Source organism: Cupriavidus sp. GW822-FHT06G04 (genome assembly GCF_058799075.1).
Window position 1 is genome coordinate 14,058 of the sequence record NZ_JBXALD010000008.1, and the last position, 24,361, is coordinate 38,418.

The following is a 24,361-nucleotide window of genomic DNA, read 5'->3' on the forward strand; positions in this document are numbered from 1 at the left end:
GGCGTGGCGCCAGAGTGGCGCTAGACGCCCTGGTAGACGGTCTTGATCTGCGTGTAGAACTCCAGCCCAGCGCGGCCCGATTCGCGGAAGGTCGACGTGCTGGATCGCTTGAGCCCGCCAAACGGCGCATTAACGAGATTTCCCGTGGTGGTGCGATTGATCTTGACGGTGCCCGATTCGATATCGCGGGCAAACGCGTGCATATGGCGCGGATTGCGTGTGGCGATGGCCGCCGACAGGCCGTATTCGGTGTCGTTGGCCTTGGCGATCGCGTCGGCATAGCTGTCGACTTCGATGATCGCCAAGACGGGCCCGAAGATTTCCTCGCGCGCGATCCGCATCGTCTGCGTCACGTCCGTGAATACGGCGGGCGCCACGTAATATCCGTGCGCGAATTCGCCGTCCGTCAGTTGCTGTCCGCCGCACAGCAGCGTGGCTTCCTGCTTTCCGGCAGCGATGTAGCCGAGCACGGTTTCCAGTTGCTTGCGCGTGGCCAGCGGGCCGAGATCCATGCCCGGCGTCATGCCGTTGCCGATCTTCAGCGTCTTCACCTTGGCCACCAGCTTTTCGGTGAATGCTGCCTTGACGTCGCGCATCACCAGGATGCGGCTGGTGCCCGTGCAAGCCTGGCCCGACAGCGACAGTCCGCCCTTGATGGCCAGGTCGACCGCGCGGTCCAGGTCGGCGTCTTCCATCACGATCAATGGATTCTTGCCGCCAAGTTCCATCTGCGTGCGCGTGGTCATCGGCACGGACTTGTGGATCTGCTCGCCGGCAGCGGTCGATCCCGTGAACGATACGGCGCGCACGGCGCGCGATTCGACGATCGTCGGACCCACTTCCGCCGCGCTGCCGGTAATGAAGTTGAGCACGCCCTTCGGAATGCCGGCCTTCACGAAGGCCTCGGCCAGGCGATAGCCGGACAACGGCGCATCCGATGACGGCTTGAACACCACGGTGTTGCCCGTGATCAGCGCCGGTGCGATCTTCCGCGCCGGAATCGACACCGGAAAATTCCACGGGGAAATCACGGTGACCACGCCCAGCGGTTCGCGCAGGCTGTAGACCAGCATGTCCGGATCGTCGTTCGGATAGCTTTCGCCGCTGAAGGTCTGCCCTTCCACAGCATAGAAGCGCAGCGTCTGCGCGGACCGCATCACCTCGTCGCGCGCCAGGTTCAGCGACTTGCCTTCCTCGCGCGTCAGCTCCGCGGCGATGGCATCGGCGTTGGCTTCGAGATGCGCGGCGGCATCGTTGAGGATTTTCGCGCGCTTGCCGATCGGCGTCGCCTTCCAGGCGTCGAACGCGGCGGCTGCGGCGGCCACGGCGGCGGCCGCGTCGTGCGCATCGGAGGCGGCGTGGCGGCTGACGATGTCCCGCGTATCGGCGGGGTTGATGTTGTCGGAGGTGCGGCCGCTGGCGCTATCGCACCATTCGCCGTCGATGTAGTTGCGGTACGTCTCGGTCATCTTGCGGGGCCTGTTCTGGAATTCGGAAAAGGCCGGACGCGCAGCGCATCCGGCTTGAGCGCTTCGCTTCAGGCCGCCACGGCTTCCTGCTGGGTGTTGACGTAGTCGTAATAGAGTGCGGTGGTATAGAGCAGCCGCATTTGCGCGCCGATTTCGCAGATCTTCAGGCAGCGTTGCTGCAGCTCCGGCGTATTGGCGTGCTCGAGCACGATCTGGTAGCCGCGTTCGCCGTGGATTTCATCGGACACGATATGCAGGTCGAAGAATTCCACCTCTTCGTCGGTGAAACCGTACTTTTCGCGCAGCGTCGGGGTTTGCTTGCGATAGATCGACGGCACCTGCGATTCCAGGCCCACCACCAGGCCGGCGACGGCCACCACAGGGTCCTCGCGCATGGCCACGGCATAGCACCAGCTTTGCAGGCCGCGCGTGGTCGGCGACATGTTGTCCGGGTTGACCACGCGCTCGCGCGTGGTGCCGCACGCTTCGGCAAAGCGGATCAGCAGGTCGGTGTGGCGATCGCCGCCGATCTCTTCCTCGTACATATTGGCTAGCAGGAAATCCTTGGCCTCCGTCATGTGGTCGGGCGTGCGGGCGTAGATATAAGCCAGGTAATCGGCGAAGGGGCCCACGTAGTGATAGTGGTTTTCCGCCCAGCGCGCCAGATGGTCGCGGCTCAGCGTGCCGCTGGCCCACGCCTTGCTGAAGGGCGCCTGGTTGGCGCTCTTGCCTTTGATGGCGTTTTCGAGGGCGGCACGGAAATCTTCACGGTTCATCAGTTCGGCCATTTGGGGCTCCTGTTTTTGACGCTTCGGGGTTGGATGTCCGCGGCGCGCAATGCGTCTCGCGGCGTTTCGTGATTTGTATACTTTCTACAACAATGAATCGGCGATAAAAAATCCGCGCTGGGCGGCACTTGCTGCATAAAAACGGTCAGGCGGCTGCGGACGGCTCCTGGGCGGCGGCGATGCGTTGCCATGCTGCGCCGGCCAGCGCGACATCCTCAAGTCCCACGCCGACCGACTTGTAGATCACGATGTCGTCGGCATGCTGGCGAATCGGGCGGGTGTCGAGCAGCACATCGGCAAGTTCGACGATCTTGCTGTCCGGCAGCACGGCTTTGTCGGCCAACACCAGATCGCCGGCTTCGCGCAGCGATTGCTGGCGCCACTCCACCACCACCGTCGCGGCGCGCGATAACAGCGTGTCGTCCAGTTCGCGTGTATGCGGCAGGCTCGATCCGATAGCGGCCACGAACGTGCCGGGTTTGACGAGTGCGCCGGAAAACAGCGGCGTGGTCGATCGCGAAGCCGTCACGATGATGTCCGCCGCTGCGGCGGCGTGGTCGGGCTGGCAAAACTCCACGGGCACGCCGCATTGGTCGGCAAGCCGTTGCGCCGCGCCGGCGTCGGCATACGGATCGCTGATCAGTACACGCGTCAGCGGCAGCGCGGCGCACAGCTGCAACGCGTGCTGTACGCCCTGCGTGCCGGCGCCGAACAGCGCCAGCGTTTGCGCGCCGGGGCGGGCGAGGCGTTGCGCGGCCAGCACGGTGCAGGCGGCGGTGCGCAACCGGGTGATCGCGCCGGCATCGAACGACGCCAGCGGGCGGCCGTCAACCGTCGAAAACAGCAGGATGACAAACGAGAACTGACCGGCGATGGTCGTGTAGACCTTGGCGCCGGCCACGTGCTGATCGGGAATGACCGCGCCCAGCGTCGACAGCTTCACGCCGCCCGCTTCGGTGCGAATACGCTCCTGCATGGCGGCGTCGCCTCGGCCGAAGCTGCGGAAGGCTTCCAGCATCGCGGCCTGCGCGTCGGCGGCCGTAACGTGGCGATCGATCATTGCATCGGTGACATGAAGCATGGGCTAGGGCGTCTCATTAGCTATTTCGGTATACAGTCTACACAAAGTTTAGAAAAACACCAGAGGGTTTTCCCAAGGCGACAGATGCTCCCGAACTGGTGCGCAATGCGCTGAAACCGTGCTTGGGAGCGGATTTCAGCACCGTGCGGGTGATTTCCCTAGGTCAGGCAGTTTTTGCTTGTTCTTAGAACTAGTCGGGATATAGTATACAAATCTAGTAACGTCACAAAATTCCTATACCGCCCCCACCAGGGCCTCCATGAATCAGGGGAGCCTCATGCATCAAACCGTAGAGATTGGCCTGGCACATTGGGTATATCTGCTAGGTGTCGCAGTGATCGTGTCGACCATGATCCTGCGGGCCAATGTCGTGGTGCCGTCCATCGTCGGCACGTTCCTTGTGATTCTGGCCATTACGGGCAACCCGGTCAGCGCGCTGGGAGGAATCTTTTCCGCCAGCCTTGTCGCCGCAAAGGAGCTCTTCAATATCTTTCTCGTGATCGCGTTCATGACGGCGCTGCTCAACGCGCTGAAGTCGCTGCGATCCGATATCCGCATGGTCGAGCCGTTCCGCGTGGTGATGAAGAACGGCCACAGCGCCTATTTCATCCTTGCCGGCATCACCTATGTGATATCGCTGTTCTTCTGGCCCACGCCGGCCGTGCCGCTGGTGTCGGCCATTCTGCTGCCCGCCGCGATCGCCGCCGGATTGCCGCCGCTGGCCGGCGCCATGGCGATTGCCATCGCGGGGCAGGGCATGGCGTTGTCGTCCGATTACGTGATCGGCGTGGCGCCCGGCATCAGTGCCAAGGCGGCCGGCGCCGCGGTCAGCGCGGCGGTGGTGGCGGATCGCGCGTTGATCTTGTCGATCATCACCGGCGCGATTGCGCTCTCGTTGGCGTACCTGTCCATGCGCCGCCACATCGTGCCGGCTAGCGGCGCATTGCTCGATCGTTGGCAGGCGCGCGCCACGGGCGTCGATGCCGCCGTCGAGGCGACCGGCACGTTCGACAAGGCTGAAATTGCACGCGGCACGTCGCATTCGGAACCGCTGGTCACCGAGGCCAATATCGAACAGAGCCTGGCGATGGTGGCGCGGCGCCGTATCAAATGGTCGAAGTTCTTTGCGGTGGTCACGCCGCTGGCCTTTGTCTGCGTGGTGACGTTGATGGTGCTGCCGAAGATCGCCTCGGGCATGCCCGATCTGAAAGGCGGAGCCGCCGCGGCGCTGGTCGGCGGCGTGGCCGCGCTGCTGATGATGCTGGCCACGCTGGCCGCCGAGGGCCCGCGCAAGATGCTCGACGTCTGCCCGGAGCACATCACGGACGGCTTCGTGTTCGCATTCAAGGCGATGGGTTCCGTGCTGCCGATTGCAGGCTTCTTCTTCGTCGGCGCCGGAGAAACCGCCGCGCAGATCCTCGGTGCCGATGCGGGCAAGGCGCCGAGCCTGCTGTTCGAACTGATCCAGGCGTATCAGCACATGATTCCCGACAACCACGTGTTCGTGGCGTTCGGCGTGTTGCTGGTGGGCATGATCACCGGCATCGACGGGTCCGGGTTTGCCGGCTTGCCGCTTACCGGCACGCTGGCCGGGGCACTGGGTCCGGTGGTGGGCTTCGATGCGGCCACGCTGGCAGCCGTCGGCCAGATGGGCGCGGTGTGGACGGGCGGCGGCACGCTGATCGCGTGGTCGTCGCTGATCGCGGTGGCCGGCTTCGCGCGGGTGCCCGTGCTAGACGCCGTACGTGCGCTGCTATTGCCGGTGGTGACGGGGCTGATCGTTTCCACCATCTGCGCCATGCTGATCTGGCGCTGACGCCGGTTCTTCCTTTTGCGATTTTTCTGAATAGTCCTATGCCGAAAGTTGTTTTCCACAAGAACGGACAGGTGTTCGTGGATGAGGTCAAGCCCGAGACCAATCTCGTCGTGCGCGCTGGCATCAAGCAGTTTCCGTATCCGAATCTGCGCTACGAATGCGGCATGGGCAAATGCTCGAAATGCGCATGCCGCGTGCTGGCCGGTGCCGAGCATCTGCCGCCGCCGAACTGGAAAGAGAAAAAGCAGCTCGGTGATCGGCTGGAGCAGGGTTTCCGGCTGGCGTGCCAGATCTGGCTGACGCACGACATCGAACTCGAACAGGAAGAGCTGAAGGTCTGACATGTTCGTGATCCTGACCAGCAAGCCGGGCCAGTTCCGCACCGAAGCCGTGGCTGGTGTGCAGCCGCTGGAGACGTGGGAATACCTGTTCTACGGGCGTCCCAAGGCCATCTTCGTGATCGCCGAACTGGTGGAAACGCAAAAGACCGTGAAGGTGCGCGTGATAGATGAAACGGGCGACGCCGATGCCGACCCCGTTGTGAATCATGTGCCCACCAAATTTCTCGAGCGCTTCGACACGCTCGACGCTGCCCACGCCGCGCTCCAACAGCTCGCGCACTTTGGCAGCATGGATCTTTCCCTGAGGAAACAACAATGATGGCCGACACCGAAGCGGGTGCCACTGTGATCGACGATACCCAAGCCCCGGCAAAGACGCCCACGGTTGAAATCACCTTCGTGACCAACCAAGGCAAGACCGTACGCGCGCCGCACAACAGCAATCTGCTGCGCGTATCGCTGCGCGAACAGGGTGGTATTCCGTTCAAATGCGGCGGCGGCATCTGCGGCACGTGCAAGTGCCGGATCGAACAGGGCCTGGAAAATACCGACGACGTGAAGCCGAAGGAGCGCAAGCATCTGAACGATGACGACCTGCGTGCCGGCTATCGCATGGCGTGCCAGACCTTCATCAAGGGCGACGTCGCGGTGTCGTGGGAGCCGCGGACGACGCCGCGCTGAATGTCGACGGGGCGACGCCGATCGTCACCGGCGAAGCCATGCGCGCCGCAGCCGGTTCAGGTGCGCAAGCCCACCATCGCGGAGATTTTCTCGGCCGCTTCCAGTAACGGCGGCAGGAACTGGTCGACCATTTCCTGCGCGCTCGTGCGGTTGGCCTGGCCGCTGATATTGATCGCGGCGATGACTTGTCCGGCGCGATTGCGGATCGGCGCTGCCAGCGACACCAATCCTTCTTCCAGTTCCTGATCGTTCTGCGCCCAGCCGCGCGTGCGGATATCGGCGATCAGCGATTTCAGCGCGTCGATATCGGTCACGGTACGACGCGTGCGCCGTTGCAGGTCGGACGCGCGCAGCACGCGGTCCAGCTCCGCGTCGTCGAGTCCGGACAGCAGCACGCGGCCCATCGACGAACAATACGCGGGCAGCCGGCTGCCGATCGACAGATTGATCGTCATGATCTTGCGCGCCGGCACGCGCAGTACGTAGACAATCTCCGCGCCATCCAGCACCGATATCGAACAGCTTTCGTGCACCGATTGCGAGAGCGCCTCCATGACCGGTTCGGCCAGGTTCCAGAATGGCATCGAGGTCAGATACGCAAAACCGAGATCGAGAATCTTGGGCGTCAGCCGGAACAGCCGCCCGTCGTTCTGCACGTAACCGAGCCCGACCAGCGTCAGCAGGATGCGCCGCGCGCCAGCGCGGGTGAGGCCGCTGGCCTGGGCGATTTCCGTAAGCGTCTGCGCCGGATGGCTGGCGTCGAACGCGCGGATCACCGACAGCCCGCGCGCAAACGACTGCACGTAGCTGTCGCTCGGCTTTTCGGTGGAACCGGTAAGCGGTGCGCGGGACGTTGCGGAGTCGGCAGGGTTCGCCATGGGTCTGAAAGGGCTCGGAAAGGCCGAAAGGGTAGAGGAAATGCGCGGGCATTGCCAGTCCCCGGCATCCTGGCGCGCGCGACTGTTCGGGCGCAGAACTTTCTTGCGGACTGCCGGGACCAACCTGTCTATCGCATAATGTGCGTTTGCACAACGCCGCAACCCGCCGGCGACAAGCGGTTTCGACAACCGTGTGAACAAGGAAAACCAGTGCTGTGAACGAGACAATCCAGTGGAATGATTGGGAGGCTTTCTGCTGTGTGGTGGAGCAGGGGACATTCACGGCGGCGGCGCAGACGCTGAACTGTCCGAAATCGCGGGTTTCGGCCGCGGTGGCCCGCCTGGAAGAGGCAATCGGCGCGAAGCTGCTGGAGCGAACGACGCGCCGCATGCGCCTGACCGACGCCGGCGGCGCGGTCTATCGCGACATGGCGCCGCTGTTTGCCCGCCTGCGCGAGATCCGCCAGGAGACGCTGGCGCGGGAAGAGCGCGTGCAGGGCATGCTGCGAATCGCCACCCCGTACGAGTTCGGCGCCCAGCAGCTCGGCGGCGTCATCTGCCGCACGCTTGCCGCCCATCCGGCGCTCGATATCACGGTGGAAATCGCCCAGGGCCTGGTCGATCCGATTCGCGAAGGATTCGACATTGCCTTCGTGACCGTCGACGCAGACCTGCCCGATTCCGGCACCATCGCGCGCCGCATCTGGCACGTCGAACGCGGCCTGGTGGCGGCGCCATCGCTGGCGGCCAGCCTGCCGGCGCAAATGCAGCCGGAAGACCTGTCCAACCTGCCCACGCTGGCCACGCCGGGCGTATCGGTCTGGGAATTTTCCAGGGATGGACAGCGGATCGCCGTACCCATCCGTCCGCGCATGCAGACGTACAACGCCGAATTGCGGATGCAGGCGGCACTGGCGGGCTTGGGTATCGCGCGGGTGCCGATGACGTCGGCCGGATCGGAAATCGCGCAGGGCAGGCTGGTGCGGGTGATGCCCGACTATCCGTTGCCACCGCTGCGGGTGTTTGCGCTACTGCCCGACCGGCGGCTCCAGCCGCGCAAGGTGCGGGCCTTCATGGAAGCCATCGAATCGATGATGGGGGCGGATCTCGACGATCTCGGGCAGTAGCTTGCGCTGTCTGGACGTTCGACCGGCGTGGGGAGCGCCACATCGAACTGGCCGCGCCTGGAGGGCAGCGCGGCCGAGCGCTTGGAAGAGCTTCAGGGACTTAAGCGCCTTCGCTGTAGATGTCGCGCTTTTCGGTGACGGTGCGGGCGCCTTCGGAGTAGACGTCGCGCTTTTCGGTCACGCCGCGCGCGCCTTCCGAGTACACGTCACGCTTTTCGGTCACGCTGCGCGCGCCGTCGAGGTACGGGTCGATCTTGCGGCCGATGCTGCCATCCAGGCGGGCGAGGTCCGAAACGGGTTGCGATGCCTGGGCGGCAGTGGCGCCGGCCGACAGGCCGATGGCGCAGAGCAGAGAGAGGGCGAGGGTCTTCATGGTTGTGCTGTTTTCCTACTTTTGGCAGAGATCGCGGTTGGTTCCGCGTTGGCTGTAATGTAGGCTTCGGCACGCCCAGGAAAAAGGGCGAATCCTCGACACACTGTCCATTGTCTCGAACAATACGGGAAAACCCTAGTGTGGCGCTCGGTGCTACGGGGGCATTTCCGCCACCCGTGGGCGGTGTGGGGTCAGTGATCGCTTACACTACGCCGCGGCTCAGGCCGGCGATTACCATCAGCAGAATCTGCGCGATCACAAACAGGATCAGCGGCGAGATGTCGAAACCGCCCAGGCGCGGCATCACGCGCTGGATTGGCCGCAGCAGCGGCGCGGTCAGATGCCAGATCGGACCGGCCAGCGGCGATTGCGGATTCACCCACGACAGCACAGCCATCAGCAAGGTGACCCACATGACCATGCTGATGCCCCACTTCAGCATCGTCAGTAGCGCGATGCCGAGAATCACCGGCAGGAACGCGATCGGGTCGGCCTCGAGTACCAGTGCGCGGCAAACCAGGAAGGCCACGGCGGTCAGGTAGGCCGCCAGCACCGTCGCCCAGTCGATGCCGCCAATGCCCGGGATGATCCGGCGCAGCGGGCGCACCAGCCAGTCGGTGACCTGGAAAACCCCTTGCGAAACCGGATTGCGGGATGGCAGGCGGGTCAGTTGCATCCACAGGCGCAGCAGCAGCGCCATGCCAAAAAGCGTAAAGACGGTGTCGAGCAAAAACAGGATGATTTCCGTGAACATCTGGCGGATTTCCCTTTTCAGGCGTTAAGGCCGCGGAAGCGGCGGTAGACGGCGACAGGGTGTCGGCGACCGCACAGATTCTGCCATACCGCGCTGCCGTCTCTTTGAGGAAATGCGGGGCAAATGCGGCCTGTCGCACCGGAAGCGCAGACATCGCCTCATATAATGGCCGGCCGATCTTCCTGCAATGCTCCCCCCGTCTATGCCACGCAAGCCCGCCTCCGCGAAACCGCCCAGCGCATCCGCCGCCCTGAGCAAACAGGATTTCGAAGCGCTGTCCGATTTTCGCTATCAGTTGCGTCGCTTCCTGCGGTTTTCGGAGGACGCGGCGCATGCCGAGGGCGTGACCGTGCAACAGTATCTGCTGATGCTGCATATCCGCGGCAGCCGCGACCGCAACTGGGCGTCGATCGGCGAACTGGCCGAACGCCTGCAGGCCAAGCAACATGGCGTGGTGGCGCTGGTCAATCGCTGCGAGGCGTCCGGACTGGTGACACGGCGCACCCACCCCGAGGATCGGCGCGTGGTGCAGATCCATCTGCTGGCCAAGGGTGAGCGTTGCCTGAACCGGCTGGCCGCGCTGCATCGGGCGGAACTCGAATCGCTGCGCGGCACGTTTCGCGTGGCCCGTATCACCGCGTTCAACGACGACGAATCGGAACGCGACTGAGCGACTGAGTCATCGGCGGACCGCAGGAGCGAGCCCGCGTTACAGCCGGTTACCCATCACAACTTCCCGTGACACCTGCCGCGATGGCGCGGCCCTAGACTCCCGCGCAATATCAACACGCGCAGCGACGCAGGAGCCCCCATGATGTCCTTCCCATCGAGTCTTGCCACGCGCACGGCCGCCAGGTCGATAGCAGTTGCCGCAATGGCCGTTGCAGCGCTGGCGGGCTGCGCCGCACCGTACGGGACCGACTTCGGCAATGGCTACGGCACGGGATACCAGCCGCAGGCCGCCTATCCAACCGGCTACCAGAACGGGTATCCGGCCGGATATCAGACGGGCTACAGCAACGCGGGATACGGCAATACCGGCTATGCCAACACCGGCTATGGCAACACCGGATATGGCGCCCCCTATGGCACGTCGGGTACGCAGATCAGCGGCGCGCCCGGCTATGCGCCGCCGGCCCAGTATCCGGCGTACCCGCAGCAACCGGGCTATGACCAGTATGGCTATCCGCGACAGGCGCAGGGCGGCAATGACAACAGCTACGGCGGCAATGCCAGCGGCTATGGCGATCCCTATGCGGTGCGCTACGGCTGGGTCGAATCGATCGAACAAGTGGGCGGCCAGCCCGCCGACACCAGCGGCGCCGGCGCGGTAATCGGCGGCGTGGTCGGCGGTCTGCTGGGCCATCAGGTGGGCGGAGGCCGCGGCAATACCGTGGCGACGATCGGCGGCGCGGTAGCCGGTGCGCTGGCCGGCAACGAGGTGGAAAAGCGCTCGGGCACGACGGCGCCGGCGTTCCGCGTGCGCGTACGTACCAATGACAACGGCAGCCTCACGCTTACGCAGGCCAGCCCCTACAACCTGCGCACGGGCGACCGCGTGCGCATCCAGAACGGCGTTGCCATGCCGTACTGAATGTCGCGCGGCGCGCCGCGAGCGCCTTTAGCCAGCGCTGTCGATCACGACAGCGCGTTGGCCAGGAACGTCAGCGCGCGGCCATGCGCCAGCGCTGCGGACCGCTGGTGATACGACTCGCGCGCCCAGCAGTTGAAGCCGTGGTCGGCCTGCTCGTAGACGAACACTTCGGTGCCGCGCTTGCCCGCCACCGCCTGCCGCACCTTTTCCACATCGTCCGGCGTGATATGCGCATCGAGCGCGCCGTAGTGGAACTGCACCGGCACGTTGAGCGCGGCCGCCTCGTGCAGATTGTTCTGGATGCCGCCGCCGTAGTACGGCACAGCGGCGTCCACCATGCCGCGCGCGGCGGCCAGGTAGGACATCAGCCCGCCAAAGCAGTAGCCCACGGCCGCCACCTTGCCGCCAGCGCCGATTTCCCCGCGCAAGGCTTCGATGGTGGCGCCGATGTCGGCCAGCGTCGCTTCCACATTGACGGCCTTGCGCAGTGCCATGGCCTGCTCCCAGTCCTTGCCGGAATAACCGAGTTCCACATGCGGTGCGCTGCGCCAGAACACATCGGGGGCCATCACCACGTAGCCGTCCGATGCATATTGGTCCGCCACCGAGCGGATGTGCTCGTTGACGCCGAAGATTTCCTGTACCAGCACGATGCCGGGATTTGCGACCTGCTTGCCCGCAGGCGGCAAACTCAGGTAGGCGTCGAAACTGCCGTCGGGGGTGTCGATTTGAATCCAGCGGCTATTGGGCGAATTGCTCATGATGTGATGGCTCCGGGGCTGCGTGAATGACTTCAGGACGTATCGGGCTCTCGCAGGGCCGACGGCTCCGCGCAGAGCCGAAAGTGTGCCACCGGCCCGCGAATCGTGCAGGACATCCGCGTTCACGCTTCCGACCACACAACCGATCGCGCAAAAAAATGCCGGCATCCGCGGGGCGATGGCCGGCATGGCGTCGCACCATCGTGCGACGCAGTACTGCTTGACTCTCGGTTAAGCGCTGTCGTTTCGCGCCATCGTTAAGGCGCGCCTACCAGCGCAACTGCACATTCTTTTCGCCGGGGCTCAGCGTCGTACGTTTGGACGTGCCATCGTACGTCGCCACCACCTGATACGACGCGCGCGGCCCCTTGATCAGGCAACGCGGGCCGGTCGAGGTAAATTCCGCCACCTGCTGGCCGTTGCGCATCAACTTCACGTTAACGTCCGACAGGTACTCGCCGCGCCCGCCCTGCGTGAACAACAAGCCCATGTCGTAGTTGCGCGCTTCGCTGTTCAGTTGGGCCTGCTCGTCGGCCGCCACGCCGCCGCAAACATAGGTGAACGGGCCGGCGCTGGCGGTGCTCATGTCGGCATGCGCAGATAATGACAAGCCCATCGATGCGGCCAGCGCGGCGGCTGCAAGAACCATGCGGCCCTGTCGGCGCAGCGGCAACTGCATTTCAATCGAATCGGTTTTCATCGCTTCCTCCTGCCAGGTTGACCGGATGACGCGAGGCGGGCCGTGGTGCAGGTTCACAGCGGGCACACAGGCGCGGAAAACAGCCTGTCGCGGCATCCGCGGATACTCACCTGTAGTAGACGCCGGGCCGCGGCGACGTTCTGTCGGCGTTTCGCTGATCTTCCTGCGGGACGACGCCGAGGCATACGTGGAACAGCGGGGATTTCTCCCGCTTTCAGTCAGACATCGTGCGAATGAGAGGCTGCGCACACATCGATTGCAACGCACATGGCCGCGGTTTGCAGCGATGCATGCCGCGCCGCACCCGCCGCTCAATATGCCGTCGATTGTTCGAAGCGCGTGTGCCAGTTGTCGGAATACGCCTTCACCACGGTCTTGTCACCGCGGATTAGCATGCCGTTCTCGGCATTGCGTTCCTGCGCAGATTTCGTGAAATTGAACGATCCGGTAAACACGGCCTGATCGTCGAACACCATGACCTTGTTGTGCGCAATGGCCGGCCGCTTGTCGATCACCACGGGAATGCCCGCATGCTTGAGGAACGTGGCGCTGGTGTAGCGCTCCGACACCTGGCTCTTGTCAACGATGACGCGCACGTCCACGCCGCGCTGATGCGCTTCGGTAACGGCCTTTGCAATCGGCGCGCTGGTGAAGGAATACGCCTGGATCAGCAGTTTGCTGCGCGTCTTGTTGATGGCGTCGATGATCATGTCCTGGCAGCTCGGGCCGTCGGGCACGAAGCAAAGCGTGTACGTGCTGCCGCTGGCGAACTGGTTGGCTTGCGCGCGCGGCGCGGTCAGCGCGTCGGCCAGGCGATCGAGCGTCGAGGTGCTGCGTGCCTGCGCGGTGCTGGCGCAAACGGATGCCAGCGCGAGCAGGCCCATCGCGCTCGCCGTAGCAAGCTGCCTGCGTCGATTCAAGGGAGGAAACATCAGGTTACACGGGGTGATGAAAATGCGGGGCACGCAGCGTAACAGGCCACGCGCATCTTTCGCAACAGGAAACCGCGCAGTTTGCCCGCGTAAGCATCGGAGGGGAACTGCAATCGATCTTGGGACTCGATCCGGTGATGCCTATGATGAATGGACATCGAGCGCGGCGGCTCGTCGCACCGCGTGAACCGAACAAAGGAGACCCCTATGTCCAGCCACACCTACAAGCTCGTGGAGATCGTTGGATCGTCGCCCGACGGCAGCGACGCCGCCATTCGCAATGCGCTCGCCAAGGCGGCCGAAACCATCAAGCATATCGATTGGTTCGAAGTGACCGAGACGCGCGGCCATGTGGAGGACGGCAAGGTCGCGCATTTCCAGGTCACCCTCAAGATCGGCTTTCGCGTCAATTGAGCCGCATGGTGCGAACAACGATGGCGCCGCTCGCGCTATGAGCACGTAAGTGCGTGAGCGCATCGGCGGCGCCTTTCAGTCGAACTGGTACGACCAGAGCAGGTTGATGCGCGGCGAGCGGTGGCTGGCATTGGTCGGCTTGTCGCCCACGGGTTGCGCCACCGAGACATCCATCGTGTAGAAGCGGCGATCCGAAAAACGCAGCCCGATCGCCACCGACTGCAGCGTTCGATGCGACAGCGATACGCTGTTCGAATACACGCGCGCCATGTCGGTCACGATGAACGGCTGCAACGTCTTCAGGTACGTGAAGTCGACGGTGAACAGCCGGTTGATTTCCGCCGACGCGCCCCAGCCCTTGTCCCCGGCCACTTCCCCGGCTGGATAACCGAGGCCGAAGAAACGGCCGCCGAAGCTGATCTGCTCGCTCGACGCCAGGCGGTTGTCGCTGTACTGGCCGGCGGCGGACAGCGCCATGCCGAAACCGAACGGCAGGTCGTTGGCCTGCGACACCAGCAGCCGCGTGCGCCAGAAGCTCAAGTCGTTGAGATTGTTCTCGCGATTGGCGCCCAGCGCATCGAAGCCCTTGTACAGGCCGAGGGTGGCATTGCGCGTGACGCCGGTGCCGCGCTGCAGATACGACACCTCGGCACTGGCAACGCGCACGCTGGTGGACAGTTCCACCTTGCGTCCCGCCCCCGGATTCACCGCCTGCGTGTAGCGTTCGAACTGGCTCGTCGCATAGAAGCCGCCGGTCAGCGTCAGCGCATGGCGGTTGTTGAGGATAAGCGGATAGGCCAGCGTGCCGCCCAGGCGCTTCGAATCGTTGACATAGCGCGATTCAAAGCCGATGGGCGCCAGCGATGCGTTCTCCGGCACGCCGCGATAGTGCGAAGCGGTGATCTTCGCCAGCATGCCTTCGGTGCCGAGTGGCTGCGCGTAGGTGGCGGCGTAGTATTCCTCGCTGTCGCGGCCTTTCGGGAACAGCGTCGAGAACGACAACTGTTCGCCGAACGGCGTCAGGCTGTTGGTGGTGGCCGTGGCGATGGCGCGAATGCCGGGCGACATCCATTCCACGCCGGTGCCAAACGTGAACGGTTTGCGCTTGACTTCCAGCACCATCTCGCAGGCGCCGTCGGTGGTGGTCGGCGGCTGCACCGTTGCGTTGACCTGCATGCCCGGCTGTTGCGCCAGCACGTTGACGTAGTGCTCGAAGCTTTCCTGGCGCAGCGGGCGGTCCTTCTTCAACTGCTCGGCAATCTTGCGCAGGCGGCCTTCGGCCGGGCCGGGCTTGCCGCGCACCGTGACATTGGCCACATAGCCTTCCACCACGGTAATCAGCACCGTGCCGTTCTCGAACGCTTGCGCGGGCACGAATGCGAACGACAGCGGATAGCCGGCGTCCTTGTACATCTGCGTGACGGACTCGGCCGCCTGCAGCAATTCGGCGACCGTGATCTCGCGATTTGCCAGCGGCGTGAATTTTGCGGCGATCTGGTCGAACGGCAGCGTCTTGGCGCCTTCGATCTTGAAATGCCTGGGCGTGAGCCGCGAGGCCAGCAGGTTCTGCAGCGCCGAATCCGGGCGCTCCACCTGCACGGTGACATTGCTTTGCGCGGGCTTGCTAGGTGCGATGGCGGGCAGCGTCTGGGTAGGATCGCCCTGTACCGGGCCCCGTTCCGCATGAGACAGACCGCTGTGCATGGCGCCGACGCCGATCAACAGCGCGGCAACGCGTTCGCGTGTACGCATGGTATTACCCCTCGATCGAAAATTGCATTGCGGCTATTGAGGTCGCGTGCCACGGGCGGAAGGAATGCCGCTCTTCCTGCCGCCCATCTGTAGCCGTGACGCTTTGCTGATACGGACGCGCGCACGCGCCCGGACGTGTCTTCCGCTGTGTCGTTAGCGCTTGCCGCCCAGTGCGCCGGTCACGCCGCCGAGCAGGCCGCCGACCAGACCCGTTACCGGGGCCAACGGATTGGCGGGTTTGCCGCCCGAAGTGCCTGTGCTGCCGGTGCTGCCGGACGCCGGCGCGTTGCCGCCGGTCAGGCCCGCCACGATGCCGGTAACCGGTGCCAGCGGACCGGCGCTGCCGCCCGTTGCGCTGGTAAGGCCGCTGGTGATGCCGCCGACAAGTCCCGTCACCGGCGCCAGCGGACCGGCCTGGCCCCCGGCCGCGCCCGTCAGTCCGCTGGTGATGCCGCTGACGAGACCCGTTACAGGCGCCAGCGGGCCGCCACTGCCGCCCGTTGCGCTGCCGAGGCCGCCGGTAAGGCCGCTGACCAGGCCGGTAACCGGCGCCAGCGGGCCCGCGGCACCGCCCGTGGCGCCACCGAGCCCGCCCGTGAGGCCGCCGATCAGTCCGGTCACCGGTGCCAGAGGGCTGCCGCCGGCGCCGCCTGCGGGACCGCTCACCACGCCGCCCAGCGATGCCACCGTGTTGCCCGCGCCCGTGACGACACCGCCCACGCCCGAGACCACCGGCGTGTTGGTATTGGCCAGTTGCGTGCCGGCCGTCGCCAGCGTGCCGCCCACGGTGGCGAGCAGGTTGTTGACGGGCTGGCCCAGACCGGTTGCCGCGCCCAGTGTTTGCGTGCCGTTGGTCAGCGTCGAGGTCAGCGGAACGATGGCCTTGCTGACGCTGCTGGTCAGCTGTTCGACGGGGCCGGTGGATAGGGCCGTGCCCAGCTTGTCGCCGAGCGTGTTGACGGCGCCGCCCACTTGCGAGACCACGCCGCCCAGCGGCGTGGTCACCGCGGCCAGCGGCGCCAGTGCGCCACTGCCCAGGCCGCTGACCGCGCTGCCGGCGCTGGTCACGGCATTGCCGACTTGACTCACTACGCCGCCGGTGCTTGCCACCGTGGTGCCCAGCGGGTTGGTCGCGTTGGGCATGTTGCCCAGGCCCGATTGCACGCCGGTGCCAAGCACGCTGACCGCATCGCCCAGAGATCCGACCACGCCGCCGAGGCCGCTGGTGGTCTGCTTCGGTACGCCGGGCAAGGTTGCGTTCTGGATCGCGTCGCCCACGCCGCTGACGGTGTTGCCGACACCGCCGACGATCCCGCCAGCGTTGTTGACGATGGTGCTGGTCGGCGTCAGCGCGGCGGTGCCACCGCCGTTGTTGTTGTCGCCGCCACCATTGTGGTTATCACCCCCGCCGTTGTTGTTGTCGCCCCCGCCCCCGTTGTTCTTGGTGCCGCCGTTGTTGGCGGTGTCCGTGCTGCCCGATCCACCGGTAGCGATAGATCCGGTCGATCCCGTCGATCCACTCGAGCCGCTGGTACCCATCGAGGTGGAACCGCTGCCGCTTGCGCAGCCGCCCATTGCCAGCAAAGACCCCAGCAGCGCGGTAATTACCACCTGCCTTGCAAGACGTTGTTGTTGACGCATGACCTTGTTCCTTTCGTTGTTATGAGTCGCTTCCCGACCAGGTTCACGTGCGCGTCCGGATCTCGATGCTTTGCTGCAGCGTGTGCGGCGTGCCGTGTCTGACATGCATTGCGCAAGCGGTGTGCCAATGCGAAGCGCCGCGCGCCGCGCACCCCGCCAAAGCCGGAGGCGCGCGTCGCAAACGCCCGTCTGACAAGGCTTTGCGGGCGGCCGATCAAACGCGCGCATAAAGCGGCCGCGCGTGGCGAGGCGCGTGTTTCGCGCTGGTTTCGCGTTACGCGTTACGTAACGCGCGGTGACGCCAAGGGAACGGAACAGGGACTTGATGGACGGTGCGGCGCGGCCTCGGGCATCGGCGCGACGCGATTGCGACGACGCAGGTGCGGTCGGCTCGGTGACCGTCGTGTCGCGAGCGGGCCTGTACTCGCCCGCATGCGTGGGACGTCGACATGGAAAGCGCGTGCCGCGGCAGACCGAAGCCGTGCCAGCCGCGCGCATCGCATGCATGACGCATAGCGACGCACCCGCATCGTGGGAACACGCCGCGTAACACGTTACGTAGCACGTAACGCGCGCGCAGCCTCTGTGACGGCTTGCCGCGTCTGCCGCGCTGGCGCCAATCGGTTCTCGACATCGCACCGCAAAGCCGCGCCGCGCAAGGCTTTGGGGGACGCATGGCGCGCACCCGCAGCGCTCGAATCGAACGTGCGATTGAGCCTGGCACAGCGATTGCGCTATCGGGTTGCGACGCCACACCAGTCAACGCTCATATCGCAATGGGGTAGATCAGGGTCGCGGCGATGAGCGGGAAAACCCGAACACACAGAACATCGAAGGAGATCAGGTCATGAAAGCAACGATGCAAACGCGCTCACTCAACATGATGGCCATCGCTTGCGCCGCGGCTGCCGCGTTGCTGGCGGGCTGCGCCTCGGGCGGTTCGAGCGGCGGTGTCAGCCCGGCGTCGCCCACCACGCCGACCAATCCCGGCACGACCAACCCGACGCCGACCGCCGAAACCACGCCCACCGCCAAGGTGCTGGAAGGCGCCGGCAACACCGTGACCGCCACCGGCAATGCCGTGAGCCAGATCGGACAGCAGATCAAGGACACCAACGTGCCGCTCGTGCCGGCCGGCGCCAAGAACGCCACCGGCGATGTGGTGATCAACGCGGGCGAAACGGTTGCCACGCTCGGCGCGGGCGTGCGCGACGGCCTGGGCAAGATCGGCGCGGTCGATAACCCTGTTGGCGTAACGGTGGCCAATACCGGCAACGTGGTGACGCAGGCCGGCGTGACCGTGGTCAGCGCCGGCGATCTGGTCAAGGCCGTGGGCAGCGATCAGCTTGCGCCGCTGTCGCCGGTCACCAATCCGGTCGGCGGCCTGGTGCAGACCGTGGGCGGTGCGGTGATCGCCGGCGGCAGCAAGCTGGGCGACGCGCTCTCCACCGGCCCTGTCGCGCAGCTGACCGACAGCACCAGCAAGGCCATCGTGCCGCTGACGACGACGCTGACCAACACCACGCAGACGGTGGGCGCGGCCACTGGCCTGGGCGCACCGGTGAACAATCTGCTCACGCAGGTTGGCGGCACGCTGGCCACCGGCGGCAGCATGATTTCCGGCACCAACACGCCAATCGTCTCGCCGCTTGGCGGCGTGGTGACCGAAGCAGGCAAGACCGTCGCGACGGCGGGCGTGCTGCTCAATGGCAATGGCAGCGCGACAGGCAGTCCGCTGGGCGGGCTGCTCAACACGCTGCCGCTATCTGGCCTTGGCGGTGCCGCAGGCGGCAGCAGTCCGCTGGCACCGGTGACAGGTCTGCTCGGCGGCGCGTCGGGCGGCAGCGGCCCGCTGGCTCCAGTCACCGGATTGCTCGGATCCGTGGGCGGCGCGGCGGGTGGCACGTCTGGCGGCAGCAATCCGCTCGCGCCAGTCACCGGCCTGCTCAATACCGTGACCAGCGGGCTGACCAGCGCAACGGGCGGCGCCACGTCCGGCAGCGGCAGCGCGGCTTCCCCACTGGCACCGGTCACCGGCCTGCTTGGCGGACTGACGCGCCACTGATTCCCGCACGGATGACACGGGACTTTCCCTGTCATCCAAAAAGACTAATTTACGGTGCGCTGTCGTCCTTACCCCGCGCGGCGCATCCTTTTATTTCTTGCCGTGCGGTGAGCCTGCATCCATACGTGCAGGCCGCCGCACGGCATGCTGCATTTATTGCGCGTTCTTTAACAATTCGCTTTTGTTCATGCCGATAGTCAGTGCGGATCGGCCGTTGTTTCAAACGTCTGTGCCACTTTAAGCTGGCGCACCCCTAGTTCGAATGGGGGGTATGGTTGAGACATACCATGTCTTATAAATGTTCTGTCAGCGGATAAAACAAATAATTACGTCACAGCTTCACAAGATGACAAATCGGATCGGGTCAGGAATTGCCGCTGGGATCCAATTAGGGGTAAAACCGCACTTCGGGAGTGACTACCATGAACAAGAAGCTGGCGCGCTTCAACCATCGTCAACGCGGCGCAACCGCGATCGAATATGGCCTGATCGTAGGCCTCATTGCCATTGCCATCGTCACGGGGGCTACCAATCTCGGTAACAACCTCGGGACGGCTTTCGACGGACTGGCGACGAAAGTCACCACCTGGTTCAAATAACGGCGAAAAGGCGCGTCTGTCACGCGGGCTGATCGCGTGGCAGGCGAACTTACCTTTTACGAAGTACTGCAATGCATGCGTTTCCGCATGAGCGTCCGCTCGTGCGCGGGGCGGATATCGCCCTGACGTCTGCGGTGCAGTGCTTCGCTTTCGACCTCATCGGTACGACGGATCCTGGCGATCGCGTTGCGGACGCGGTTCGTCCTGTCGCTTGCCGGTAGGCATCGCAGTCTGCATCGGAAGTGGTAGCACGGCACTGGCCCGCAGGCAATCACGGACGGCCAGGCAAGAGAGATAAGAGTGGTGCCAAGTCGCGGTACGTTGTAGGTGTACGCCCATAAGGCAAGCCGTCCGCTGGCGTTGGCAACGCGCCGGCGCCAGCGGTACGGTGTTTCGTGGGATCTGATTGCGCGATTAAAAAAATACCGGGTAAAGCATGGCGTCACGGGGGAATGCACGCCGTCGTAGTGGCGGGGTTGCGGCGATTGAATTCGCACTGATTTTTCCGGTGCTGCTGGCATTGATTTTGGGCATTGTCTATTACGGCATGGTGCTCGCAATGCAGCAGGCCCTCACGCTCGCGGCCGAGGAAGGCGCGCGGGCTGCATTGCGTTATCCGCTGACTTCCAACGGCGGAACGCTGGCCAACACCATCGACTTGCGCGTAGCCGCCGCCGAGCAGACCGCGCGCAGCACCCTGCCCGCGAGCATTGCCGCGCATCTGGCCTCGGGCGCGTTGGCCCAGCCCGTTGCATGCGCCGCGCCCGCGGGCGCCCAATGCGTGCAGGTCACGCTAAACCTGCTCACGCAATCGATGCTCCCCACTGTGCCCTTCATGCCCGTGCCTTCCAGTCTGACGGGATCGGCCGTCGTCCAGCTTTCTCCAGATACCTGAGGACATGATGCAGAGCCGTCGCGTCTCATCGCTCCCAAGCCATCCCAATCCAACCCGGACAACCGTGACATGACCAGCAAACAGATAAGGATTCTTGCGGTTGTTCTGCTTGTGCTGGCGGGTTTGCTCGCTGTGCTGGCCTGGCAGGTGGCGCGCCACCAGCGCGTGCCGTTGCCCACGCAGAAGGCCGTGGCTACCCATGCGGTGGTGGTCACCACGCGCGCCGTCGAAGCCGGCAAGCCGCTGAGCACCGACGCGCTGACGGTGATGCAGTTGCCGATCGATCCGACCGGCGCCTACCAGGAAGTGGCGCGCGTGGCCGGACAAGTACCCGTGATCAATCTCGGCGCCAATGTGCCGGTGCTGGAAAGCCAATTGGTATCCGGGCTGGCGCGCCAGATTCCGGAAGGCGATCGCGCGCTTGCCGTGGCGGTCGACGAAGTGGTCGGTGTCGGCAACCAGGTGCAGCCCGGCGATTTTGTCGATGTATTTGTGATCCTGCGCCGCGACAACCAGGAGATCGGCGAAAGCCAGACGCGTCTGCTGCTGTCGCATCTGCGTGTGCTGGCGTATGGCAGCGGGGCAGTCAATGAAGCGCCGAAAGCGCAGTCCGAACAGATGATGACGCGGCGCGAAGGCGCCAAGACCGCCGTGCTGTCGGTGCCGCTGGAACAGGTGAGCAAGCTGGCCATGGCGCAGCAGGCCGGACGCCTGATCCTTGCGCTGCGCAATCCGAAAGACGAGGCCATGCCGAGCGAAGGGATGTTCGCGGATCCGCCGCCGGTGTTGCAGGCGCGCGCGGGTGTGCCGCCGCAAGCCGAACGCGCGCCGGTCGATCGTGCCGTGGCTGGCGTCAGCCTGTTCGGACTGGTTGGCGACGCCACGCCGCGATCGCCCGCGCCGGCCCTGCGGCCCGCGACATTGCCCGCCGCCGCGACGCTGACGGCTGCCACGCCGCGCCGGCAGGCGCAGGACAACCAACAAGGCGTGGAAGTGATCCGCGCCGGCAAACGAGAAATCGAATAACGGACGACACGGCATGACCCATTCGATGAAAGACCGTGTGTGGACGCCAACGCGTCGAATCAGGCAGCAACTGGCCATCCCGGCATGGATGGCGATGGCGATGACGGTAGCGGTGGCCGCGGTGGCGGCGATCCGGCCGCTTGGCGCGCAGGAAATTGCCGCGAGTGCGCCGGTGCGGACCTTGCAGATGTTGGCTGGCGCGCAACAGGAAATCCGTCCCGGCCAGGCCCTGGAGCGCGTGGCGGTAGGAAATCCGGCGGTGGCCGATGCGCTGCTGCTCAAGCATCGCGGCGCGTCGCCCACCGTGCTGGTGGTCGCCAAGAAACCGGGCGTCACGGACCTGATGATGTGGAGTGGCGGCGCAGCGCCCGTGCGTTACGCAGTGCAGGTCAATGCCGTGGCGCAGGACCCCGGCGGCCCGCAGGTGGATCTGTCGACGGCAGGCGCCACCATCACCGGACAGTCGCAGGACGCCCGGGCCGCTGCACGCGCGCAGATGTCGGCGCGCGCGGCATTGGGCGGTGTCGACAACAAGGGTGCGGTGGTGGTCGACCGCTCCACCGTGCCGGTATCGGGCACGGTGCAGGTCGACGTGAAAGTGGTGGAAATCAGCAAGACCGTACTCAAGCAGATCGGCCTGAATTTCGTGCGCAACAATGGCGGCTTCACGTTCGGATCGTTCAGCCCGACGTCGCTGACCAAGGCGACGATCGGCCCGAATCCCACGTTCGAAAGCACGCAGCCGATCAGCAGCGCGTTCAACCTCGTGGTGGCGTCGGCGTCGAAGGGCATTTTCGCCAACCTGAGCCTGCTGGAAAGCAATGGCCTGGTGCGCGTGCTGGCCGAGCCCAGCCTGGTGGCGCTGTCCGGCCAGAGCGCCAGCTTTCTGGCCGGCGGCGAGATTCCGATTCCGGTGCCGCAGGCGCTGGGCACGACCACGATCCAGTTCAAGCCGTTCGGTATCGGACTGACCGTCTCGCCCACCGTGATCGCGCGTGACCGTATTGCGCTGAAGGTGGCGCCCGAAGCCAGCGATCTCGACCCGTCGCGCGGCATCTCCATCAACGGCGCGTCGGTGCCCGCGATCGTCACGCGCCGGGCCGACACCACGGTCGAGCTGGGCGACGGCGAGAGCTTTGTCATTGGCGGACTGGTGAGCCGCAACACCGTCAGCAACGTCGACAAGATTCCTTTCCTGGGCGACTTGCCGATCATCGGCAGCTTCTTCAAGAACCTGAACTTCCACCAGGAGGACCGTGAACTGATGATCGTGGTCACGCCGCATCTGGTTCAGCCACTTGCCAAGGACTCGCAGGCCGCCGCCAACGTGGCGAACGACGGGCGCACCAGCGCCAGCCCCAACGTCTGGGGCCGTTTTGTATTGGGTGAATATGCCGATCCAACCCTGCCGGGATTTTCCCGCTAGGGCGGACCATGGAGCGAGACGAGCAGATGGATCACTTCCTGCTGAACACCACGCGTGACAACGTGCGCCACTGGCTGGGCCAGGCGCTCGCGGGCGTGGGCACGCTGGTGGCGGAAGACGGCGCGCAGGAGACCTTTGTCGAACAGATCGGCACCTTGCGTCCCGGTCTGGTCTTCCTGGATTTTTCGACGCCGCACACGGTGGCATCGACGCGGCTGGCCGAACAGATTGCGCGGCTGTTTCCGCAACTGCCGCTGGTGGCGGTCGGCAACGCCGGCGAGCCCGAGGCGATGCTGGCCGCATTGCGTGCTGGCGTGCGCGATTTCATCGACCTGCGCGGCGCACCGGCGCAGGCCACCGCCGCCGTGCAGCGCCTGATGGTGCCGCGGGCGCAGGTGCGCGCGGTGGCGCCCGCGCATCGCCACGGCAGGACCGTCGCGGTACTCGGCGCGCGGCCCGGCGTTGGCGTGACCAGTCTCGCCGTCAACCTGGCCGCCGCGGTGCGCCAGCGTGAAGGCGCCGAGGTGCTGCTGCTGGACTTGGGCCTGCCCGCGCGCGACGGTGCGCTGTATCTGAACATCGCGCCCGAATTCCATTTCGTCGAGGCCGTGCGCAACCTGCGTCGTTTCGACCAAGTGTTCGTGCAGACGGCGCTGGCCCGCCACGCCAACGGCGTCTCGGTGCTGCCGCTGCCCGCCACGCTGGCCGAATTGCGCGACATCTCGTTTTCGGAGGCGCTGGCGCTGCTCGATCGCCTGCGCGCGTTCTTCGATCTGCAGGTGATCGATCTCGGCGGCTTTTCGAATGCCGAATTCATGGCGCAGATCGTCAAGGGCGCCGACGCCGTGGTGGTGGTGGCCGAGCAGAGCGTCGGCGCCATCGTTTCGGCCGCCGAACTGCTGCAGGAACTGAAGAAGCGCGAGATCGACCGGCAGGACATCCATCTGCTGGTGTCGCGCTTCGATCCCGATCTTGGCGTGGATGCCGGCGAAATCGCCCGGCGCATCGGCGTGGCTTCGGTCGATACGCTGCCGGACCGGCGCGCCGCGCTGCTGCAAGCCGCCAATCGCGGCGCGGTGTTGGCTGACCACGCACCGGCCGACCCGTACGTGCGCGCCGTGGGCGCGTTGATGGAGCGACTGGGATACCACGCCGGACCCACCACCGAACGCGGGCTCCTGGCCCGGATCAAGGACAAATTGCCCGAAGCATTGCGTGTCGCGCGTACTGCACGGGCAGGGAACTGAC

At 65.1% G+C, this 24,361-nt stretch carries 25 protein-coding genes; 14 read left to right on the forward strand and 11 right to left on the reverse strand.

Annotation, left to right across the window (positions count from 1 at the left end):
* Positions 1–20: 20 nt before the first annotated feature.
* The 3 genes from AC1RKI_RS18365 to AC1RKI_RS18375 all read right to left on the reverse strand — a co-directional run bounded on the left by AC1RKI_RS18365 (position 21) and on the right by AC1RKI_RS18375 (position 3,338).
* On the reverse strand, positions 21–1,469 hold the full coding sequence (locus AC1RKI_RS18365; protein WP_492796493.1) for an aldehyde dehydrogenase family protein: 1,449 nt from the start codon (positions 1,467–1,469) through the stop codon (positions 21–23).
* Between the two features lie 68 nt (positions 1,470–1,537).
* The gene (locus AC1RKI_RS18370) at positions 1,538–2,257 is read right to left on the reverse strand and encodes an iron-containing redox enzyme family protein (protein WP_061959045.1); all 720 of its coding nucleotides are present in this window, start codon (positions 2,255–2,257) and stop codon (positions 1,538–1,540) included.
* 145 nt (positions 2,258–2,402) lie between these two features.
* Positions 2,403–3,338, reverse strand: coding sequence for an ornithine cyclodeaminase family protein (locus AC1RKI_RS18375; RefSeq protein WP_061959044.1), 936 nt, complete (start codon positions 3,336–3,338; stop codon positions 2,403–2,405).
* Between the two features lie 277 nt (positions 3,339–3,615).
* On the opposite strand from AC1RKI_RS18375, the gene AC1RKI_RS18380 reads away from it, so the two are divergent.
* The 4 genes from AC1RKI_RS18380 to AC1RKI_RS18395 are packed head-to-tail and all read left to right on the forward strand — an operon-like array spanning position 3,616 to position 6,176.
* Positions 3,616–5,154: a hypothetical protein gene (locus AC1RKI_RS18380; protein WP_492796495.1), complete on the forward strand. Its 1,539-nt coding sequence runs from the start codon at positions 3,616–3,618 to the stop codon at positions 5,152–5,154.
* Between the two features lie 38 nt (positions 5,155–5,192).
* Entirely contained in the window at positions 5,193–5,495 is a 303-nt protein-coding gene (locus AC1RKI_RS18385; protein ID WP_061959043.1) for a 2Fe-2S iron-sulfur cluster-binding protein, read from the forward strand.
* Position 5,496: 1 nt separating this feature from the next.
* The gene (locus AC1RKI_RS18390; RefSeq protein WP_061959042.1) at positions 5,497–5,814 is read left to right on the forward strand and encodes a hypothetical protein; all 318 of its coding nucleotides are present in this window, start codon (positions 5,497–5,499) and stop codon (positions 5,812–5,814) included.
* Positions 5,811–6,176 carry a 2Fe-2S iron-sulfur cluster-binding protein gene (locus tag AC1RKI_RS18395; RefSeq protein WP_061959041.1) on the forward strand — a complete coding sequence of 122 codons (366 nt, stop codon included), beginning with the start codon at positions 5,811–5,813 and terminating at the stop codon, positions 6,174–6,176. The genes AC1RKI_RS18390 and AC1RKI_RS18395 overlap by 4 nt, the downstream gene beginning before the upstream one ends.
* 56 nt (positions 6,177–6,232) lie before the next feature.
* On the opposite strand, the gene AC1RKI_RS18400 is transcribed toward AC1RKI_RS18395, so the two are convergent.
* Positions 6,233–7,054, reverse strand: coding sequence for an IclR family transcriptional regulator (locus AC1RKI_RS18400; protein WP_492796498.1), 822 nt, complete (start codon positions 7,052–7,054; stop codon positions 6,233–6,235).
* Positions 7,055–7,269: 215 nt separating this feature from the next.
* On the opposite strand from AC1RKI_RS18400, the gene AC1RKI_RS18405 reads away from it, so the two are divergent.
* On the forward strand, positions 7,270–8,181 hold the full coding sequence (locus AC1RKI_RS18405) for a LysR family transcriptional regulator (RefSeq protein WP_061959039.1): 912 nt from the start codon (positions 7,270–7,272) through the stop codon (positions 8,179–8,181).
* A gap of 100 nt (positions 8,182–8,281) precedes the next feature.
* Here AC1RKI_RS18405 and AC1RKI_RS18410 read toward each other — a convergent pair whose 3' ends face one another.
* Positions 8,282–8,554, reverse strand: coding sequence for a hypothetical protein (locus tag AC1RKI_RS18410; protein ID WP_061959038.1), 273 nt, complete (start codon positions 8,552–8,554; stop codon positions 8,282–8,284).
* 202 nt (positions 8,555–8,756) lie between these two features.
* A complete protein-coding gene (locus tag AC1RKI_RS18415) occupies positions 8,757–9,308 on the reverse strand; it encodes a YggT family protein (protein ID WP_061959037.1) in 552 nt (183 codons plus the stop codon).
* Between the two features lie 202 nt (positions 9,309–9,510).
* Between AC1RKI_RS18415 and AC1RKI_RS18420 the strand changes: the two genes are divergently transcribed.
* Positions 9,511–9,978 (forward strand): MarR family winged helix-turn-helix transcriptional regulator, encoded by a 468-nt coding sequence (locus tag AC1RKI_RS18420; protein WP_061959036.1) that lies wholly within the window; start codon positions 9,511–9,513, stop codon positions 9,976–9,978.
* Between the two features lie 144 nt (positions 9,979–10,122).
* Positions 10,123–10,902 carry a glycine zipper 2TM domain-containing protein gene (locus AC1RKI_RS18425; protein WP_454734405.1) on the forward strand — a complete coding sequence of 260 codons (780 nt, stop codon included), beginning with the start codon at positions 10,123–10,125 and terminating at the stop codon, positions 10,900–10,902.
* A gap of 44 nt (positions 10,903–10,946) precedes the next feature.
* On the opposite strand, the gene AC1RKI_RS18430 is transcribed toward AC1RKI_RS18425, so the two are convergent.
* The 3 genes from AC1RKI_RS18430 to AC1RKI_RS18440 all read right to left on the reverse strand — a co-directional run bounded on the left by AC1RKI_RS18430 (position 10,947) and on the right by AC1RKI_RS18440 (position 13,283).
* Positions 10,947–11,663, reverse strand: coding sequence for a dienelactone hydrolase family protein (locus tag AC1RKI_RS18430; protein ID WP_227460483.1), 717 nt, complete (start codon positions 11,661–11,663; stop codon positions 10,947–10,949).
* A 268-nt stretch (positions 11,664–11,931) separates the two neighbouring features.
* Positions 11,932–12,279, reverse strand: coding sequence for a hypothetical protein (locus tag AC1RKI_RS18435; protein WP_411800716.1), 348 nt, complete (start codon positions 12,277–12,279; stop codon positions 11,932–11,934).
* Between the two features lie 395 nt (positions 12,280–12,674).
* Complete coding sequence (locus AC1RKI_RS18440; RefSeq protein ID WP_223506009.1) at positions 12,675–13,283, reverse strand: phospholipase D family nuclease; 609 nt, start codon at positions 13,281–13,283, stop codon at positions 12,675–12,677.
* 219 nt (positions 13,284–13,502) lie between these two features.
* On the opposite strand from AC1RKI_RS18440, the gene AC1RKI_RS18445 reads away from it, so the two are divergent.
* On the forward strand, positions 13,503–13,709 hold the full coding sequence (locus AC1RKI_RS18445) for a dodecin (protein ID WP_061959061.1): 207 nt from the start codon (positions 13,503–13,505) through the stop codon (positions 13,707–13,709).
* 75 nt (positions 13,710–13,784) lie between these two features.
* Here the strand turns inward: AC1RKI_RS18445 and AC1RKI_RS18450 are convergent, their stop codons facing one another.
* Complete coding sequence (locus tag AC1RKI_RS18450; RefSeq protein ID WP_061959032.1) at positions 13,785–15,461, reverse strand: ShlB/FhaC/HecB family hemolysin secretion/activation protein; 1,677 nt, start codon at positions 15,459–15,461, stop codon at positions 13,785–13,787.
* Positions 15,462–15,614: 153 nt separating this feature from the next.
* Positions 15,615–17,102 carry a collagen-like triple helix repeat-containing protein gene (locus tag AC1RKI_RS18455; RefSeq protein WP_492796501.1) on the reverse strand — a complete coding sequence of 496 codons (1,488 nt, stop codon included), beginning with the start codon at positions 17,100–17,102 and terminating at the stop codon, positions 15,615–15,617.
* 847 nt (positions 17,103–17,949) lie between these two features.
* On the opposite strand from AC1RKI_RS18455, the gene AC1RKI_RS18460 reads away from it, so the two are divergent.
* The 6 genes from AC1RKI_RS18460 to AC1RKI_RS18485 all read left to right on the forward strand — a co-directional run bounded on the left by AC1RKI_RS18460 (position 17,950) and on the right by AC1RKI_RS18485 (position 24,360).
* Complete coding sequence (locus AC1RKI_RS18460; protein ID WP_061959030.1) at positions 17,950–19,167, forward strand: collagen-like triple helix repeat-containing protein; 1,218 nt, start codon at positions 17,950–17,952, stop codon at positions 19,165–19,167.
* Between the two features lie 422 nt (positions 19,168–19,589).
* The gene (locus tag AC1RKI_RS18465; protein ID WP_061959029.1) at positions 19,590–19,766 is read left to right on the forward strand and encodes a Flp family type IVb pilin; all 177 of its coding nucleotides are present in this window, start codon (positions 19,590–19,592) and stop codon (positions 19,764–19,766) included.
* A gap of 436 nt (positions 19,767–20,202) precedes the next feature.
* Positions 20,203–20,661 (forward strand): TadE/TadG family type IV pilus assembly protein, encoded by a 459-nt coding sequence (locus AC1RKI_RS18470; protein ID WP_061959028.1) that lies wholly within the window; start codon positions 20,203–20,205, stop codon positions 20,659–20,661.
* 69 nt (positions 20,662–20,730) lie between these two features.
* Positions 20,731–21,687 carry a Flp pilus assembly protein CpaB gene (gene cpaB, locus AC1RKI_RS18475; RefSeq protein WP_492796504.1) on the forward strand — a complete coding sequence of 319 codons (957 nt, stop codon included), beginning with the start codon at positions 20,731–20,733 and terminating at the stop codon, positions 21,685–21,687.
* A 13-nt stretch (positions 21,688–21,700) separates the two neighbouring features.
* Entirely contained in the window at positions 21,701–23,113 is a 1,413-nt protein-coding gene (locus AC1RKI_RS18480) for a type II and III secretion system protein family protein (RefSeq protein ID WP_492796506.1), read from the forward strand.
* Between the two features lie 26 nt (positions 23,114–23,139).
* On the forward strand, positions 23,140–24,360 hold the full coding sequence (locus tag AC1RKI_RS18485) for a pilus assembly protein (protein ID WP_492796508.1): 1,221 nt from the start codon (positions 23,140–23,142) through the stop codon (positions 24,358–24,360).
* The last annotated feature ends 1 nt before the right edge of the window (position 24,361 follow it).